Source organism: Mucilaginibacter sp. NFR10 (assembly GCF_900100445.1).
Classification (GTDB): Bacteria; Bacteroidota; Bacteroidia; order Sphingobacteriales; family Sphingobacteriaceae; genus Mucilaginibacter; species Mucilaginibacter rubeus.
On sequence record NZ_FMTV01000001.1, the window covers coordinates 1,058,386 to 1,076,741 of the forward strand.

Below are 18,356 nucleotides of genomic sequence, written 5' to 3' on the forward strand. Positions count from 1 at the left end.
GGTAAGCAATGGGGCTCGAACCCCAAAATCAATATCATTATAACGCTTCAGAAACCACCTCGGTAACTTCAGGCACCATTCGTTTAAGCAAGTTTTCGATACCGGCTTTAAGGGTTACGGTTGATGATGGGCAGCCGCTGCACGAACCGCGAAGTTCAACAGTTACAACACCCTCGTTAAATGAGCGGTAAGAAATAGCGCCGCCGTCCTGCTCTACAGCCGGGCGAACGTAGTCATGCAGGATCTGCTGAATTTTAACTTCAGTTTCAGTGCCTTCAAAGTTTCCGGCTTCGGCTTCTTCCTCTAACTGGATCTTTAATTCTGACTCGATTGCACCTTTAACAAACTCTTTCATTATCGGTTCAACATCTGCCCATTCGCTGCCTTCAGTTTTGGTAATGGTAACAAAATTGCTGGCAAAGAAAACGCCGTTTACAAATGAGAACTTATACAGTTCCTTTGCAAAAGGTGAATGTTCGGCACTTTCCTTAGTAGGAAAGTCAACACTGCCGTTAATAAGCAGTTTGTTAACTATGAATTTCATAGTTGCCGGGTTAGGCGTTAATTCGGTATATACGTTGATATTCATCGTTTCGTGTTTTTATTCAATCTAATTAACAAATTTAACTACCTTTTTTATTAAAAGCTACCCTAAACTTTGTTATGACATTTCTTTGATGTGCAGATTTTAAATTTCAGATGTGCGGATGTGCAGATATGAAAATTGCTTGGACAATTAAAGCATCAAAAAATCATAATAAAATTCGCACATCTAACTCAAATCCCTGTATAGTTCAACGGCGTTATCTTTTTAATCTCTTCTTTAATGGCCGCACTTACATTTAACGTATCAACAAACTCGGCTATTGTGTTGGCGTTGATTTGGTGGTTGGTTCGGGTAAGGTCTTTCAGGGCTTCGTAAGGATTAGGGTAAGCTTCACGCCTTAAAATGGTTTGGATAGCTTCTGCAACAACAGGCCAGTTAGCTTCTAAATCAGCATTGATAGCATCAGTGTTTAGCAATAGTTTGTTTAATCCCCTTACGGTTGATTTAATGGCGATCAATGTATGTGCAAAAGGTACACCGATGTTCCTTAATACGGTCGAGTCGGTAAGGTCGCGCTGTAACCTTGAAATCGGCAGTTTGGCTGCAAGATGCTCAAATAAAGCATTAGCGATACCCAGGTTGCCTTCCGAATTTTCAAAATCGATAGGGTTAACCTTATGCGGCATGGCCGATGAACCAACTTCGCCGGCTTTGATCTTTTGTTTGAAGTAATTCATGGATATGTAAGTCCACATATCACGGTCAAGATCAATCAGGATATTGTTAATGCGTTTCAAAGCATCACATTGTGCGGCAAAATTATCGTAGTGCTCAATTTGGGTAGTAAACTGCGAGCGTTTTAAACCCAATATTTCGTTCACAAAATGATTACCGAATGATTTCCAGTCCTTATCAGGATAGGCGATAAAGTGAGCGTTAAAATTACCGGTAGCGCCACCAAACTTGGCTGAATTTGGAATAGGTTTTAGCAACTCAAGCTGGGCTTCCAAACGTTCAACAAATACCAGGATCTCTTTGCCTAACCGGGTTGGAGAAGCTGGCTGGCCATGCGTATGCGCCAATAACGGAACATTTTCCCACTCGGCAGCAAATGCTTTCAGGATACTAATCAGGTTATTAATGGCAGGGTAGTAGCTGTTATTCAGAGCAAGCTTAAAGGTATATGGAATAGCAGTGTTGTTGATATCCTGAGAAGTAAGGCCAAAGTGGATAAACTCTTTGTAGGGCTCCAAACCTAATTTATCAAACTCTTTTTTAATGAAATATTCAACCGCTTTAACATCGTGATTTGTCGTTTTTTCAATCACTTTAATGCTTTCAGCGTCATCTTCCGAAAAATTCCTGTAAATATCGCGTAACTTTTCTGATAGATTTTTATCAAATGATTGTAACTGAGGTAGTGGGTATTCGGCCAGTGCTATGAAATATTCTATCTCAACAAGTACACGGTACTTGATAAGGGCAAATTCTGAAAAGTATCCGGCAAGATCGCCGGTGGTGTTTCTATAACGGCCGTCAATAGGCGAGATCGCTGAAAGTGAAGTAAGCGTCATATATTAAAAAGAGAGTGGGTAATAATTTTTTGCAAAGGTAATCATTTTTGGGGTGCCAGCGGCAGATTAAAAGCTTCACAATTAAACCACAGGATAAAAAGCATAAATTAAATGGATTTTAAAAATGAACAAGTATTTGTAATGAAAAAGTAAAAATGAATGGAAACTTTTTATTCAAAAAATGTTTCCTTAGTTTTGACCCGGAAAGTCAATGAGTCAAACAGAAAGAATTATAAAAGGTGCTGAAGACCTGTTTTTAACCGCAGGTATTAAAAGTATCACCATGGATGATATAGCCAGGCACCTTGGCATGTCAAAAAAAACGATCTATCAATTTTTCAAGGACAAAAACGAATTAGTTGTTGCCCTTACAAAAAAGAAATTGAAGGAAGATGAGGATCAAATGAATGAGATTATCAGTAAATCAGCTAATGTGATTGAAGAGATGATCAACATGACCAAATGCTCAGAAGAGATATTTTCAAGGATCAACCCGATTGTTATTCATGATTTGCAAAAATATCATGCTGAAGCCTGGGAAGACTTTCAAAGATTCAAGGCCGGGGTACTGATCCAAAAAATGGAAGAACTTTTAACTAAAGGCATGGGTCAGGGTTACATTCGTAAGGATATTGACGTAAAGATAATGGCACGGATGCGGGTTAACCAGGTGGAGTTGGGTTTTAATACTTCAATATTCCCGGTAACTGAATTTAGCCCCTGGAAGGTACAAGTTCAGTTTTTAGATCATTTTAACTATGGCATTTGTACGCTTGAGGGCTACAAGCTGCTTAACGAATATAAAAATATTAATAATGAATAACCGGCTGCTGACACAAGGTTGTCAATAGCTAAAAGAAATTTGTATCAGTTTAAGTAAATCACTCAACCACAATATATATAATGAAATATCTATTTTTTACGGCAACTGTATTTTGTGCCGTAGCCTTTAAAAGCTACGCGCAGGAGGCAACGTCAAATGGACAAACCTATAACTTTACAGTTCAGGATTGTGTCAATTATGCTTACGAGCACCAAAGCGCAGTTGTGAACTCGGGTCTTGATATCAAAAGTGCGGAGTATAAGGTTAAAGAAACAACCGGCATTGGCTTACCACAAATCAGCGGCTCAGCCTCATTCCAGGATTATCTTAAAATACCAACCACGTTATTACCGGGTGAGTTTTTTGGAGCCCCTGGTACCTTTGTGCCGGTTAAATTTGGCGTAAAGTACCAATCAAACCTTGGTGTTAGTTTAAACCAGATCCTTTTTAACGGGAGTTATCTTGTTGGTTTAAAGGCTTCAAGAACATATCGTGAGCTTTCACAGCGTAATTATACCCGCTCAAAAATTGAAGCCAACGTTGCTGTCACCAAAGCATATTATCAGGTTTTGGTTAGCGACGAACAAATTAAACTATACGATGCTAATATAACCCAGTTAAAACAGCAGGTTGACCAAACCGTAGCACAAAATAAGCAAGGCTTTGTTGAAAAAATTGATGTAGACCGCATTACTGTGCAATACAATAATTTAATAACGAACCGCGAAAACGTTGTACGTTCATTGGCTTTGAACTATCAAATGCTGAAGTTTCAGATGGGAATGCCTGTTGATGAAAACCTTGTGTTGAAAGATAAGCTAAGCGACGTTAGCCTTGATAATAACGTTGCAGAAATGTCGGTAGATACAGGCTTTTACCATAATCGTATAGAGTACTCCTTGCAGGAAACTCAGAAAAAACTAAATGAGCTTGATCTGCAAAACAAAAAAACAACTTATTTGCCAACATTAAGCGCGAATGGCAGCTATGCGGCATCATATCAGAATAATAATTTTAGTAAGCTTTACAGCCAGGTTTTTCCTTCAAGTTATATCGGTTTAACGCTCAACGTTCCTATTTTCAGTGGCGGGCAAAGACTAAACCAGGTAAGACAGGCAAAAATTGAGGTGCAAAAATCAACAAACGACCTCGTAAACCTTAAAAATACGATAAATCTTGATGCAAAGGTGGCAACTGTGTCATACATTAATGGCTTACAATCACTTAATAATCAAAAACGTAACCAGGAGCTTGCACAGGAAGTACTGCGTGTATCAAAAGTAAAATATCAGCAGGGGGTAGGCTCAAGCATTGAGGTTACACAGGCTCAAACATCTCTTGAAGATGCCGATAACAAATATATACAAGGTCTTTATGATGCCCTGGTTAGTAAAGTTGACCTTGACAAAGCTTACGGACGAATTAAATAACAACACTAAACTCACTATATAACAATGAAAATGAAAAAATTCATATACATACCTTTCCTGGTTTTACTGGCTGCATGCTCAAGTAAGCCCAAAGATAAAAAGGCCGAACTGGCCGATCTGCAAAAGCAACAATCGGATATCAATTCAAAAATAGCGAAGCTGCAGGCTGAAATGGGTACTACCGATTCGGCTAAAACAACTGATGTAAGTGTTACAGAAGTGAAGAATGGCAGCTTTACCAACTATGTACAGATTCAAGGTAAAATAGACGCACAGGATAATGTTACTGCCTATCCGCAGGCATCAGCCGTCATTACTGCTATCTACGTAAAACCAGGCCAGCATGTAACTAAAGGCCAGGTGTTAGCACAACTGGATAATAGTGTTATGCAACAAAATATAGCACAAGCCGAAGCACAGGTTAGCTTAAGCCAACAGTTGTTTGATCGTCAAAAAAACCTTTGGGATCAGAAAATTGGCACTGAAGTACAATATCTGCAAGCTCAAACCGCATTGCAAAGCAATCAGAAAGCTTTGGCTTCCTTAAAAAGGCAATCGGGTTTATACCGCATCATATCGCCAATCTCTGGTACCGTAGATCAAATGGACCTGAAACTCGGACAGGGTGCCACGCCGGGGCAAACAGGGATCCGTATTGTGAATGCCGATGTTTTAAAAGTTAAGGCCGATGTCCCTGAATCATATGCAAGTAGCGTAAATACCGGTAACGATGTCAAAATATTAATTCCGGATGCTAAGGACTCGTTGGTTACTAAAGTTACTTTTGCGGCCAAAGCCATCGACCCAACATCGCGTAGTTTCGGTGTGGAGGTCAAATTACCTCAGCGCAGCACACTTCGCCCTAATATGACTGCAATTTTAAAAATTGCTGATTATTCAAAAACAAATACCATAGCAGTACCGGTTAAAGCTATACAGAAATCAGAGAATGGCGACCATGTTTTTGTTAATCAGAATGGTATTGCCAAACAGGTGAATGTAAAATCGGGTGTTACCTATGGTGGCCAAACAGAGATATTATCAGGCTTAAAAGCCGGCGACCAGCTGGTTGTTGAAGGTGCAACTGAAATAGAAGACGGCGATAAGATCAAAGTTGTTCAGTCGGCCAATTAGTTATTAATCAATTGATCTGTTCATTATGAAAGATGTAAAAAAAGAATTTGGCCCTTCAAGCTGGGCCATTGATAACAAAACAGCCATTTACGTGCTCATGTTCCTGATCACTGCGCTGGGGCTGATAAGTTATAACCGTTTACCAAAGGAAAACTTCCCGGACATAGCGCAATCAAAGGTGTTTGTCACAACACAGTTTCTGGGGCAATCACCGCAAAATATTGAAAATTTGGTAACCAGGCAAATCGAAAAACGCCTGAAATCATTAAAAGGTTTAAAAAAGGTAACATCTAATTCAATTCAAAACGCTTCGGTAATTACTGCGGAGTTCAATGCTGATATTGATATAAAAGATGCGAAAACAGATGTTAAGGAAGCTGTTGATAAAGCGAAGCAGGATCTTCCGCAAGGAGATCCAAATCTTAAGGAATCGACCATTTCAGATATTAATGTGGCTGATATCCCTATCCTTTATATAAATATATCGGGTAATTACGACCTCAAAAAGCTTAAAGAATATGCAGACGCGTTAAAAGATGAAATAGAAGGATTTAAAGAAATCTCTAAAGTAGACGAGGTGGGCGCATTGACTCCAGAAATTCAAATAAATGTCGATATCAATAAAATGGCTGCCGCGCAGCTTACCTTCAATGATATTACTACAGCTGTAGGAAACGAAAATATATTAGCTTCTACGGGCACAGTGAAAACAGATGGAGTACGACGTACCATTGATATCAAGCAGGATTTTAAAAATGCTGATGAAGTAAAAGCAATGGTAATCAGGAACCCTAAAGGACAGCCAATATATCTTAGGGATATTGCGGAAGTGAAGGATTCATTTCTTGAGCAGGAAAGCTATGCTCGTTTGAAAACTAATGCCAACCCTAATTTTAAAAATGTAATTACTCTTAATGTAAGTAAAAGGGCGGGGGAAAACTTGATAGAAGCCTCAGACAAAATCAACGACCTGATCAAACTTAAGCAGAAGACAGTATTTCCCAAAGGATTAGATATTACAGTAACCGGGGATCAATCTGACAAAACCCGTACAACGTTAAACGACTTAATCAACACGATTGTTATTGGTTTTTTGCTGGTTACCGTTATTCTGATGTTTTTCATGGGCACAACCAATGCTATTTTCGTTGCGCTCTCGGTTCCGTTGTCATGCTTTATAGCCTTTTTGGTGATGCCTGCTATTGGCTTTACGCTCAATATGATCGTGTTGTTCTCGTTTTTGCTGGCGCTGGGTATTGTGGTAGATGATGCTATTGTAGTGATAGAAAATACACATCGTATTTTTGCTAACGGAAAGGTTCCGATTAAGGAGGCCGCAAAAATGGCTGCAGGCGAGGTTTTCTTGCCAGTGTTTTCAGGGACCATGACCACTTTGGCTCCATTTATACCATTGGCATTCTGGAATAGTTTGATTGGTCATTTCATGTTTTTCCTGCCTATAACACTGATCATTACTTTGTTGGCCTCGTTGGTGGTAGCCTATATCTTTAACCCTGTATTTGCGGTTGACTTTATGAAACCTCATCATAATGGTGAGCATGATAACCCTAAGTTTGACAGGCCTACAAAAAGGGCTATGATATTTTTGGCCATCGCTGCAGTAATCGGTTACTTGATCAATATTGGTTTTGGCAACCTGATGGTGCTGATCATGGTATTATATCTGATCAATCATTTCTTCCTACTGCGGATTATTGACAAATTTCAGAAAAACGCCTGGCCCAAATTTCAAAATTGGTATGCCAAATGGCTTGAACGCGCTGTCCGCAGACCAGTAACCGTTTTGGTAGGAACCATTGGCTTATTTGGTTTTGCTATTTTCCTGATGGCAGTACGAGGAAAGACTCCGGAGTTTTTTCCTTCCGGCGACCCTAACTTTGCATACGTCTATATTACTTTGCCTATCGGTACTGATCAAGCTTATACTAACGAAGTAACCAGGCAGATAGAAAAAAAGGTTGCAACAGTTGTTGAGCCTGATAAAGATATTGTGTCGTCAGTTATTTCAAATGTTACAAAGGGAGTAAACGATCCAACAGATGAAGACCAAAGTGACTACCAGAATAAAGGCAAAATAACAGTTGCTTTTGTTGAGTTTGGTAAGCGAAACGGAAAAGATACTAAAGCAATACTCAAACGTATACGTGAAGCAGTACAAGGTGTCCCAGGCGCTAAAATATCAGTAACCCAAGAAAATAGTGGCCCGCCTGTACAAAAGGATATAAGTATTGAAATTGTTGGTGATAATTTAGATACTTTGGTAGCGACAGGCACCCGACTGAAAAATTATTTAGCAAAACAGAATATTGCTGGTATCGAAAATCTTATTGCCGACGTGCAAAGTGATAAGCCTGAAATAGTATTCGATGTTGACCGTGAGCGTGCCAACAGGGAAGGAATATCGTCCGGGCAGATTACTGATAATTTGGCAACCGCTATTTTTGGAAAAAAAGCAGCTGATTTTAGAAATACTAAAGAGGATGATTATCAAATAAAAGTAAGAGCGCTCGAAGATCAGCGAGGCAGTATTGATGAGATCAAAAACTTAAAAATAACCTATCGCGATATGGCAATGAATGGAACAATACGCCAGGTGCCAATATCAGCTTTCACTGATGTACGTTATACAACTACGTACAGCAATATCAAGCGTAAACAGCAACGCAGGGTTTTAACGCTTGGCTCAAATGTTATTAAGCCTAATAACCCTAACGAGGTTAACGCCAATATTTTAAAGGCGATAAACAACTTTAAGAAACCGGATAATGTTATTATAAGGCAGGGTGGTGGCCAGGAAGACCAAATGGAAGCAATGACTTTCCTGCTTTCTGCACTTGGTGTGTCGTTCGGGCTTATTCTCATTATTTTAATGATCCAGTTTAATTCAATTGGTAAAACGCTTATTATTATCAGCGAGATCCTCTTTAGTATTATTGGTGTGTTGCTGGGGGTTAGTGTATTTGGTATGACCATGTCTATTGTAATGACTGGCATTGGTATCATAGCACTGGCGGGTGTGGTTGTTCGTAATGGGATCTTATTGGTTGAGTTTACCGATATGTTGTTGGAGCAGGGAGTGAGCATCCACGATGCAGTAGTTGAAGCAGGGCATACCCGTATGACTCCTGTATTGTTAACCGCAACAGCTGCTATTTTAGGTTTAATACCGCTGGCAGTTGGTTTCAATATCGATTTCGTTGGCTTGTTTACCCATTTTGCACCGCATATCCATTTTGGTGGTGATAACGTTGCTTTCTGGGGCCCATTAGCCTGGACAATGATCTTTGGTTTAGGTTTCGCTACCATCATTACATTGATCCTTGTACCTTGTTTATACCTCATCCGCTATAATCTTAAAGCAAGGCTGTTCGGTAAAAAATCGGTTGAAACCAAACATGTGGAGGTATTGGAAACAGAAACAGTTTAAAATAGAGAGCCATTAGTAACACAAACAGCCGCGGTCGAAAGATTGCGGCTGTTTTGTTTTATGACAGTTTTTTAAATAAAACATAATAATGTATTTATGGTTCTTTATGCAAACGTTTATCACAGCCATGAAACTTGAAATATCAAAACCGCTTTGGCCGGTAATAGGCCTTGGTACATTAGCCGGTATGCGTACCTTATCTGCCCCTGTTGTAACAACGCATGTATTAAGTCATCATCCATCAAAGCAACTTGAAAAATCACCGCTAAGGTTCATGCAATCAACAACCGTGGCTGCTGTTTTAAAGATCTTATCGGTTACTGAAGTTATTGCGGATAAATTACCTTCAACTCCAAACCGTATAGAACCCACCGGGTTAGCGGCAAGGGGGCTATCAGGTGCTTTGGCCGGCGCAAGTATTTACAAAGCTGTTGGCGGTAAAGCATTAACCGGAGCACTGATAGGAGGGGCAGTGGCAATAGCAGCCACCTACGGAAGCTACTTCCTGCGAAAAAACACAGTTAAGGCAAATCATATTGCCGATCCATTAATTGGCGCGATTGAAGATGCTTTGGTAATAGGATCGGGTTTTGGCTTAAGCAAGCTGATTTATGCCCCGGTTGCAGGCTGAACATATTTTTCAAGTTCTCCCAGGTTACTGATCTCGTTACGCGAGCGGGGCAGGCTGTCGGGATAATTCTTTTGAATAAAGGTTACCAGGTTTTCGCGGATATAGCAGCGGAGGTCAAATGCATCTGATGAGGTTCGGGAACTCATTAGTACCCTGATCTCGATAGTGTGTTCTTTAACATCAGTTACCTGTACTACTTTAACCCGTTTATCCCATAAGTTTGATTTAACTATCAGGCGTTCAAATTCTTCGCGTATAGCATCAACCGGGACTGTGTGGTCCATGTACAAAAACACGGTACCCAGGATATCTGCCGACGTACGTGTCCAATTTTGGAAGGGCTTTTGAATAAAATAATTGATGGGCAGTATCAACCTCCGCTCGTCCCAGATCTTTAAAACCACGTAAGTGAGCGTGATCTCTTCCACGCGCCCCCATTCGCCCTCCACAACCAAAACATCATCAATACGGATTGGCTGCGTAAAAGCTATCTGGAAGCCTGCGAGTAAATTACCCAATGAGGTTTGCGCGGCAAAACCAACTATGATACCACCAATGCCAACGCCGGTAAGCAAACCCGTACCTATCTTGCGCATACTTTCAAAACTAAGCAGGATAATGGCTATAGTTAAAAAGATGATGGTTACTACAATGATCTTACGGATAAACTGGATCTGTGTCCGCACCTTACGTTCTTTAAGGTTATCTACTTTATTAAGATCATAAGCGTGATAAATATAATCTTCCAGGATCCGCACAGAACGTACAAGCAAGCCTGCAAATGATATGGTAAGCAAAATCTCGATAGTTTTATCGAAGGGCTGATAATAGAGTTTGTTCATCCTCATCAACGGCGAAAACAGGTTGAGTATGAATAAGGGTATAAAATAAGCCACTGCCGGTCCCAGGTTTACAATTATTGATCGCAGGATAGAATAATCAGTATCCTTTCGCTGGGCGTACACTTTAAATAACCTGGTTATGATAAATTTGGTAAAAAGGCCTATGAGTATCGCCGAAACGATAATGATCAGGTTCCAGGCAACAGGGGGGATCTGTTGTGAAAACTCAAGCAAATCGGGCGGCAGTCTGGTTTCTATATCCATAATCACATGCTTCTTTCCCGTATAAAATAGTTGGAATGTAAAATTGTTTTAGCAAATGACCTGTGAGCGGGTGTTGCTACATTTATTTAATGAATTTTTGATAGTTTTGTTAAAAAAGTCAGGAAATCGATTGTATTGACTTGTTTGTTTACCTGTTTTTAAGCAAAATTTTTCACATGGCAGCAGCGAATGACCAGCAGGATATTAAAAGGGAGAAAATTTTAGAGGCCTCGCACCAGCGCTTTTTACATTACGGTTATTCTAAAACTACGATGAATGAAATAGCAGGTGATCTTTCCATGTCGAAAGCTCTGTTGTATTACTATTTTCCCGACAAAAGCCAGCTGTATATCGCTGTAATGCGTAAACTCGCCACCGATTATCTTAAAACGCTCGAAAACAGGTTAAATAGTTTTGCCAATTTAAAAGATGCTTTTACTTTCCAGGTAAATACCCATCACGAGTTTATTGTTAATAATTACAATTTTTTTGATTTTTTCAGGCTCAATGAGCAAAATCTTCCCGAGGCCATCTGGCAGATAGTTGGCGAGGTACACAGCGCCGAACTGGGCCTGTTAAGCAATGCTATTAAAACAGAGGTTGAAAAAGGCGCTATAAAGCCTGTGGAAAACCCTGAAGAAGTTGTTGATGTGTTGATGGACGCTTTACATGGCATCAGGGTTGGTGCCATATCTCAAAAGAAAACTAACTTCCCCCGTAAAGAGCATCTTGAAGAGATCCATACCAAGAAACTGCTCCTGCTCGATATTTTTATCAAAGGGTTAACGGCTTAAAGTCATTTGAAAGTATAAATAGGCTGTACTGTCAGTTAGCCGTCAAATGAACCATCTGTTGAGCACTGCGGCTATTATTTATAGGTACATTTGTACCCACAAATAGTTTAATAGCCAGGTAATTACCTTCTGTTTAAATTATTTTACTTACTTCTTTTTTAAGAGGTGATTGTTTTAGAGTGATTTAGCCTGCGTAGCTTTTTGCCGCGCGGGCTTTTTTATACGCTGATAACAGTGTTAATATCAATATTGCCAACCAGTATTTTATGAACCGGACAAGCATTAGCTATCTTGAGCAGGCGGTCTCGTTGCTCATCGCTTACTTCGCCTTTAAAGCTAAGCCTGGTTTCAATACGTGTACCAGTTAAAGTCTTAAACATTTCAACATCGGCTTTAATTTCCTCTATAGGCCACATTTTACGGTTAATGTACATGCGCAGGGTGATTGCAGTGCAGCTTGCGAGGCTCGCCAGTAACAAACTAAATGGGTTCATGCCTGTATTGCTGCCTTCGGCCTCAAGGGGTTCATCGGTTATAAGGCCATGCCCACCGCTGTTAACTACTGTTTGATATTGAGTGAGTCCTATAAGTGCAGTAGCTGTTTCTATCAACTCAATTCCGGTTTCTTCCATAAGGCGTTTAAATAGAGTATTGTTATTAATAAATTAAGCTTAGTCCTTAGTCCTAAGGCATGAGTTCTAAGTATAGAAAAGCAAAAAAACAGATTGGCGACTTCCGACTCAATACTATCGACTTAATTTTCTTTATTCGGGTGTTTCATTAATATCAACCAGGTTCCAGTTCTTTTTCAGAAATTTGGGGCCGCCATTATATTTCAGTATCACTTCAAAATTGGTACGGTTTGTTTCACCCTGGCTATCTGTTGAAAGAACATACGATTTGATAATAAAAACAGAGTCGGCCTTTTTGCCAAATTGATATCTGTCATCAGGAAAAGAGATATTTCCCGAACGTATGGTTGGGATTACAAATTCCTTCGCAATTTTATAAGCATCATCGGTATTAGGCATTTTGCTAAATGAAAGCACCTCCGTAACATCACCGGATATGGCAAACTTTACCATAATAAAAATAAATACTACACCAGCGATGATAATAGCGTAGACGCCTTTCATAGCGCGCTTTTTTTTTAGCTGCTTTTCTTTAAGATAAGTTTGAGTCATTAGTTTATAAAGGGTGCGATAAAATTAGCAATTAATTTGATGAATAAACACCCCTTTGTTAAGCGGTAATTATGGCTGATGGCCGAAGAACAAATAAGCAATAAAAATAGCCGCAATAACGCCGGCCAAATCGGCAATAAGTCCTGCCGGAATAGCATAACGCGATTTTTTAATACCCACCGAACCAAAGTATAAAGCAACGATGTAAAAAGTAGTATCGGCCGAACCGTTAAAGATCCCGGCAAGCCGCCCCGCAAATTTATCGACACCAAAATTTTGCATTACCGTTATCATCATACCTTTTGAGCCCGAACCGCTAAGTGGTTTTAAGTAAGCCACGGGCATAGCATCTACAAAGCGTGTATCTAAATTAAACTGAACACAAACCCAGCGTAAGCCTTCATTCATATAATCCAACGCGCCGCAATTCCTGAACACGCTGATCCCAACCAGCATAGCTACCAGATAGGGAATTATCTTTACTGAGGTTTCAAAGCCGCCTTTAGCGCCCTCTACAAAAACTTCAAATACGTTTACCTTTTTTATAAGGCCACCCACGATAAATATTACCGGTATGGTAAACAACATCACATTGCTTATAACTGATGATACCGTACTGATCTGCTCTTTGGTTAGCTGCGTGGTAAAGTACCATACCACCAATGTAATGAAAGCGGTAACGCCGCCAAGCCAGCCAATAATAACCCTGTCAAAAAGATTGATTTTTTGCTTAATGGCCACTGCTATTAAGCCAACTACCGTGGCTACATAGGTAGCAATGATACAAGGTAAAAATACTTCGGCCGGATCTTTTGAATTAAGGATGGCCCTTTGTGCGATGATGGTAACGGGTAATAACTGCAAGCCGGATGTATGCAGCACCAGGAACATGATCTGGGCATTTGAAGCTGTTTCTTTATCTGGATTCAGCTCCTGCAGGCTGCCCATCGCTTTTAAGCCAAGCGGTGTAGCTGCGTTATCGAGGCCCATTAAATTGGCCGAAAAGTTCATCATCATCTGGCCCGTAGCGGGGTGATCTTTAGGTACATCGGGAAACAATCGGCTAAAGAAAGGTCTTACTATCCGTGATAAAAAATTAATAGCTCCAGCTTTTTCGCCAATGTTCAGAATGCCGAGCCAGAATGCCATAGAGCCAATCAGCGGCAAAGCGATATCCATTACCGACGATTTTGACGAATTAAATAATCCTTCAACCAATAATTTGAAAGCTTCTGTATCGCCAAAAAAAACTAATTTTATGAGTGAAACTACAAATGCAATTACAAAAAAAGCTATCCAGATATAGTTAAGCGCCATAGTAATGTTTAAGGCTTTGAAGTTAGTGCTTTTGCTGTTTAATATGAAATACTGATACTTTTATACTACCGATAAACCAATAAATGAACGACACTATCCATAAACTCAACGGAATTATAGATAATGTAAGGCAACTTAAAAGCTATGACATTGACTGGGCCCATAAGGCATCGCCCGCTAAATGGTCAAAAAAAGAAGTGATTGGGCATTTGATTGACAGTGCTCAAATTAACCTGCAGCGTTTTGTGCGTTGCACCTATGAAGAAAACTTCAGACTTACCTACCAACAGGTAGAATGGGTTGCTGCCGCACGTTACCAGGATGCTGACATTAACGAATTGATTGAACTTTGGGCCTTGCTGAACCTGCAGATTGTACGGGTTTTAGAGAATTACCCTGCCGACAGATGGAGTGCCCGCTGTGACAACAGCAAACAGGAACCAAACCTGCAAACTGTAGAATGGCTTGCCGCCGACTATGTTGATCATATGCTGCATCATCTAAAAGATATATTGTAATGGCTGGCTATTCGGGTACACCACTGGCAAAGAAACTGGGCATAAAAGCAGGCGGGAAGCTGTTGCTTGTTAATGCCCCTGACCATTACCTTGATCTGTTTAGCGACATGCCTCCTGATGTTTATTTTACAGATGATATTTCATTTGAAATTGATGTGATTCATTTCTTTAGCAAAAGTGCGGATGAATATCGGGTTAAGTTGCCTGAACTGATAAAGCAAACTAAACAGGACGGCATGATTTGGGTATCCTGGCCCAAAAAGGCTTCAAAAGTAGTTACTGATATTACAGAAGATTTGATCAGGAACTTTGCTTTGCAAATGGGGGTGGTTGATATCAAGGTTTGCGCGGTTGATGAAGTGTGGTCGGGTTTAAAGCTGGTGATCCCCGTTAAAAACAGGAAATATGTGGTATAGGTCATTTTTGGTTAAAACCAGTTAAACAAACGGCACTGCGTTTTAGCATAAGCACTTAATTGTATAACTTAGCGCAATAATACCCGATAATATGGCTCAGATTGAATTAAAACGTGTACATGGCGATTTTGGCTTTGAAGCTGTTGACGCTAACGGTCACACCGTAAAAATGGACAGCAGTCCGGAAAGTGGCGGCCAGGATTTTGGCATCCGCCCAATGCAAATGCTTTTAATGGGCCTGGCTGGTTGCTCGGCAATTGATGTGATCAGTATCCTGAAAAAACAGCGCCAGGAAATTACCGACTATAAAATGGTGGTTAATGGCGAGCGGGAAGCCGGTAAAGAACCTTCATTATGGGAGGATGTAGATATTGAATTTCATATTTATGGCAATGTCGATGAGGATAAAGCTGTACGGGCTGCCGAGCTTTCTATTAATAAATACTGCTCAGTTGCTGCAACACTTGCAAAAGCCGGTGCTGAAATTAACTGGAAAGTAATTGTTCACCCTGCTCAATAATATAGTTATTATTCGTTGAAAATACCAGATGGTGGAACAGGAAGTACCTATTAAAACAGTTCACCTGTTCCCCCTGTTGGACCAAAAGCTAATAGAACTGCTTAGATCATTATCAACCGACGACTGGAACAGGCCTACATTAGCAAAGCTTTGGACTGTAAAGGATATTGCCGCTCATTTACTTGATGGTAACATGCGCGTCATTTCTTCCGTTCACCAGTTTGCCGGCGACCCTCCTTCAAATCCCATTAATAACTATAGTGATTTAGTTGTTTTTTTGAACGGATTAAACGCTACCTGGGTAAACGCTATGAAGCGTGTAAGCCCACAGTTGCTTACCGATCTTTTAGAAACTACAGGCAAACAATACAGCGAAATAATGACTGCTGCTGATTTGTTTGCGCCTGCACCATTTTCAGTAGCCTGGACAGGTGAAGATGAATCTGTTAACTGGTTTCACATAGCCCGCGAATACACCGAAAAGTTTCATCACCAACAACAGATCCGTGAAGCGGTAGGCAAACAAGGTATCCTAACTGCCGAATTATTTTATCCCTGCATCGATACCTTTATGTGTGGGCTTCCGCATACATATCGTACGGTCAACGGAAACACTGGTATGCTAATTCAAATTACTGTAACTGGCGAAGCCGGCGGTAACTGGTACCTGCTTAAAATGGCTGAGGGCTGGACACTCATCAAAAATGCCGGATCAGTGCCGGATACTACAGTAACTTTATCGCCTGATATTGCCTGGAAGGTTTTCACCAAAGGTATCGATCCACAAACAGCATTGGAGGTATCTAATATCAGCGGCAATATTAACCTTGGCGAAAACTTGTTTAATATGGTTGCCGTGATGGCTTAACAACTATTTTGTTTAATTACTCTTTAACTGTACAAAACTGTATTCTTTTTAACTCATTAATCAGTTTGTACAAAAGGTTAAAAATTTGGCTGTTATTGCTTGTTTAAAGCAACCTTAATCGCATTATAAAAACATAAGCGCTTAACTTAGTTAATCAGCATTTTATCTCAAATTTCATATGCTTTTTTTGTTTGATTAGCCTGCCTTTTGGCCATGGGCTTTCTGGATTAACAAATATTGATGGCATCAATGTTGGATTAACCAGTGTACGTTTTACTTGAATGTTAAACGTATAATTAAACATATAAATATGAAAACAAATTTAAAAAAAGCCTCATTGCTTCTTACGGGAGTTATGATTGGCAGTAAATTATTCGCTCAGTCAACAGATACCTCAGCTACAGCAAAAGATTACGTGAGGCCCTTTTCGGGTGGTGGTGAATTGCGCACATGGTCAATAGGTGTACATGGTGGTTTGTTAACCCCTTTTACCATATTTGGACGCAATAACAGGCAGGATTTTACCAGCCCAACCGAACAGTTTGGTTATGGCGGATACATTAAAAAACAAATATTGCCATCCTTGGGCTTACAGGCCGACTTCCTTCGCGGTAAATTAACTTCATCAAACAGTCAACCTAACGCAGCAGGTACTTCTCCCTATGATTCATACTCTACTAAATTAAACTGGTCGGCAGCTTTAAGTGCTAATATTACGCTGGCTAACATCAATTGGCGCCATGAAAAGCCGTTTATTCAGCCTTATTTAACCGCAGGTGTTGGTAATTTGAACTACACACCAAGGATTACCCCGGTTGGCGGGCAACAGGAAAACTTTAAGAAAACCGATAACGGCCATATCAACGAATTGTTTATCCCGGTTGGCTTAGGTTTGAAATTTGACCTTGCACCAGGTATAAACCTTGATTTAGGTTACCAGGTTAACTTTGTACAGGCCGATAACCTTGACGGATATAAGTATGGAGCGGGTGATGACAGGTTTTCATACGCGCATATTGGTTTAGAGTTTGCCCTTGGTAATAAGAAAAAACACCAGATGGCAACTCATAATCCCGTATCGTCAATGCGTACAGAGTACCAATGGGAAAACCAGCGTACCCGCGCCGAACTACAGCAACAGATTGATGCTGAAAAAGCAAAAAATGCGCAGCTGGCCAGCGACCTTGCAACAACCAATGCCAATCTTGCTAAGTTAACTGCCGACAGCGACGGTGACGGTGTTGTGGACGTAAACGATAAATGCCCTAACACACCAGCCGGCCAAAAAGTTGATGGCTCAGGTTGTCCTTTGGCTAAACCGGTAGTTTATGTTACTGAAGAAGATAAAAAAGTGGTTAAAGACGCTATCAAAAACCTTGAGTTTGATTTGGGTAAAGCTACCATTCGTGCGCATTCATATCCAAGTTTGGATAGGGTAGCACAGTTATTAGTTGATAAAAACTTTAGCCTGAAACTTGCTGGCCATACTGACAATACAGGTTCGGCTGATTTAAACATGCGTTTATCAAAAGATCGTGCTGAATCGGTTAAATCATACCTCGCAAGCAAAGGTGCAAATCCATCGCGTATTGAAGCAACCGGCTATGGTCAAACACAGCCAATAGCTACAAACAAAACAGCTGCAGGCCGTCAGGCTAACCGCAGGGTTGAATTTACCTTGTATTAACAAAGGTTGTTAAACCTTAAATAAGTAAAAAGCTGCTCAATTGAGTGGCTTTTTTGCTTTCATATTTAGCAACCAAACCAGGGATTGGTTGAATAGGCAGGATTTTAATCGATTCGCCAATACCATCATCCCGTGTAATTTCTTGTAGCAGGAGCGGGTAACGGTTGTGATACGAGGGAATCGTTAACAGCGATCAAGTGTTGAGTATGTGCGCTCAATTTTGTTGTAAATTGATCTGTATTTATTTGTCCGTGACATTTATAAGCAACGTTATTTAATATCAGTGTAAATTAAAACAAAGTCATTTTAAAGATTACTAACATAACCGTTTATTGCAGCGGGTGGTGAATAATATCCGC

General features: G+C 40.3%; 17 protein-coding genes. 11 read left to right on the top strand and 6 right to left on the bottom strand.

Annotation, left to right across the window (positions count from 1 at the left end; genetic code table 11):
• Positions 1-37: 37 nt before the first annotated feature.
• Both BLP33_RS04470 and purB read right to left on the bottom strand, forming a co-directional pair.
• Complete coding sequence (locus BLP33_RS04470) at positions 38-589, bottom strand: NifU family protein (protein ID WP_090525267.1); 552 nt, start codon at positions 587-589, stop codon at positions 38-40.
• Between the two features lie 188 nt (positions 590-777).
• Positions 778-2,121 carry an adenylosuccinate lyase gene (gene purB, locus BLP33_RS04475; RefSeq protein WP_090525269.1) on the bottom strand — a complete coding sequence of 448 codons (1,344 nt, stop codon included), beginning with the start codon at positions 2,119-2,121 and terminating at the stop codon, positions 778-780.
• Between the two features lie 211 nt (positions 2,122-2,332).
• Between purB and BLP33_RS04480 the strand changes: the two genes are divergently transcribed.
• The 5 genes from BLP33_RS04480 to BLP33_RS04500 all read left to right on the top strand — a co-directional run bounded on the left by BLP33_RS04480 (position 2,333) and on the right by BLP33_RS04500 (position 9,587).
• Positions 2,333-2,944, top strand: a complete 612-nt coding sequence (locus BLP33_RS04480) for a TetR/AcrR family transcriptional regulator (RefSeq protein ID WP_090525271.1) — start codon at positions 2,333-2,335, stop codon at positions 2,942-2,944.
• Positions 2,945-3,024: 80 nt separating this feature from the next.
• Positions 3,025-4,374 (top strand): TolC family protein, encoded by a 1,350-nt coding sequence (locus BLP33_RS04485; RefSeq protein WP_090525273.1) that lies wholly within the window; start codon positions 3,025-3,027, stop codon positions 4,372-4,374.
• Between the two features lie 30 nt (positions 4,375-4,404).
• Positions 4,405-5,508, top strand: a complete 1,104-nt coding sequence (locus tag BLP33_RS04490; protein ID WP_090526205.1) for an efflux RND transporter periplasmic adaptor subunit — start codon at positions 4,405-4,407, stop codon at positions 5,506-5,508.
• Positions 5,509-5,533: 25 nt separating this feature from the next.
• Positions 5,534-8,956: an efflux RND transporter permease subunit gene (locus tag BLP33_RS04495; protein ID WP_090525275.1), complete on the top strand. Its 3,423-nt coding sequence runs from the start codon at positions 5,534-5,536 to the stop codon at positions 8,954-8,956.
• 127 nt (positions 8,957-9,083) lie between these two features.
• A complete protein-coding gene (locus BLP33_RS04500; RefSeq protein WP_090526206.1) occupies positions 9,084-9,587 on the top strand; it encodes a DUF4126 family protein in 504 nt (167 codons plus the stop codon).
• Here BLP33_RS04500 and BLP33_RS04505 read toward each other — a convergent pair.
• A complete protein-coding gene (locus tag BLP33_RS04505; protein WP_090525277.1) occupies positions 9,566-10,693 on the bottom strand; it encodes a mechanosensitive ion channel family protein in 1,128 nt (375 codons plus the stop codon). The two genes, BLP33_RS04500 and BLP33_RS04505, sit on opposite strands and share 22 nt — an antisense overlap.
• A 176-nt stretch (positions 10,694-10,869) precedes the next feature.
• Between BLP33_RS04505 and BLP33_RS04510 the strand changes: the two genes are divergently transcribed.
• Positions 10,870-11,487: a TetR/AcrR family transcriptional regulator gene (locus BLP33_RS04510; protein WP_090526207.1), complete on the top strand. Its 618-nt coding sequence runs from the start codon at positions 10,870-10,872 to the stop codon at positions 11,485-11,487.
• Between the two features lie 218 nt (positions 11,488-11,705).
• Here the strand turns inward: BLP33_RS04510 and BLP33_RS04515 are convergent, their stop codons facing one another.
• From BLP33_RS04515 to BLP33_RS04525, 3 genes are all read right to left on the bottom strand, one after another.
• Positions 11,706-12,119 carry an OsmC family protein gene (locus tag BLP33_RS04515; protein WP_090525279.1) on the bottom strand — a complete coding sequence of 138 codons (414 nt, stop codon included), beginning with the start codon at positions 12,117-12,119 and terminating at the stop codon, positions 11,706-11,708.
• Positions 12,120-12,251: 132 nt separating this feature from the next.
• Complete coding sequence (locus BLP33_RS04520) at positions 12,252-12,671, bottom strand: hypothetical protein (protein ID WP_090525281.1); 420 nt, start codon at positions 12,669-12,671, stop codon at positions 12,252-12,254.
• Between the two features lie 69 nt (positions 12,672-12,740).
• Positions 12,741-13,988, bottom strand: a complete 1,248-nt coding sequence (locus tag BLP33_RS04525) for a nucleoside recognition domain-containing protein (protein ID WP_090525283.1) — start codon at positions 13,986-13,988, stop codon at positions 12,741-12,743.
• 83 nt (positions 13,989-14,071) lie between these two features.
• Between BLP33_RS04525 and BLP33_RS04530 the strand changes: the two genes are divergently transcribed.
• The 5 genes from BLP33_RS04530 to BLP33_RS04550 all read left to right on the top strand — a co-directional run bounded on the left by BLP33_RS04530 (position 14,072) and on the right by BLP33_RS04550 (position 17,997).
• Positions 14,072-14,506, top strand: a complete 435-nt coding sequence (locus BLP33_RS04530) for a DinB family protein (RefSeq protein ID WP_090525286.1) — start codon at positions 14,072-14,074, stop codon at positions 14,504-14,506.
• Entirely contained in the window at positions 14,506-14,922 is a 417-nt protein-coding gene (locus BLP33_RS04535; protein ID WP_090525288.1) for a DUF3052 family protein, read from the top strand. The genes BLP33_RS04530 and BLP33_RS04535 overlap by 1 nt, the downstream gene beginning before the upstream one ends.
• A gap of 91 nt (positions 14,923-15,013) precedes the next feature.
• Positions 15,014-15,442, top strand: a complete 429-nt coding sequence (locus BLP33_RS04540) for an OsmC family protein (protein ID WP_090525291.1) — start codon at positions 15,014-15,016, stop codon at positions 15,440-15,442.
• A 28-nt stretch (positions 15,443-15,470) separates the two neighbouring features.
• On the top strand, positions 15,471-16,310 hold the full coding sequence (locus BLP33_RS04545) for a maleylpyruvate isomerase N-terminal domain-containing protein (RefSeq protein ID WP_090525293.1): 840 nt from the start codon (positions 15,471-15,473) through the stop codon (positions 16,308-16,310).
• 310 nt (positions 16,311-16,620) lie between these two features.
• The gene (locus BLP33_RS04550; protein WP_090525295.1) at positions 16,621-17,997 is read left to right on the top strand and encodes an OmpA family protein; all 1,377 of its coding nucleotides are present in this window, start codon (positions 16,621-16,623) and stop codon (positions 17,995-17,997) included.
• Positions 17,998-18,356 lie beyond the last annotated feature (359 nt).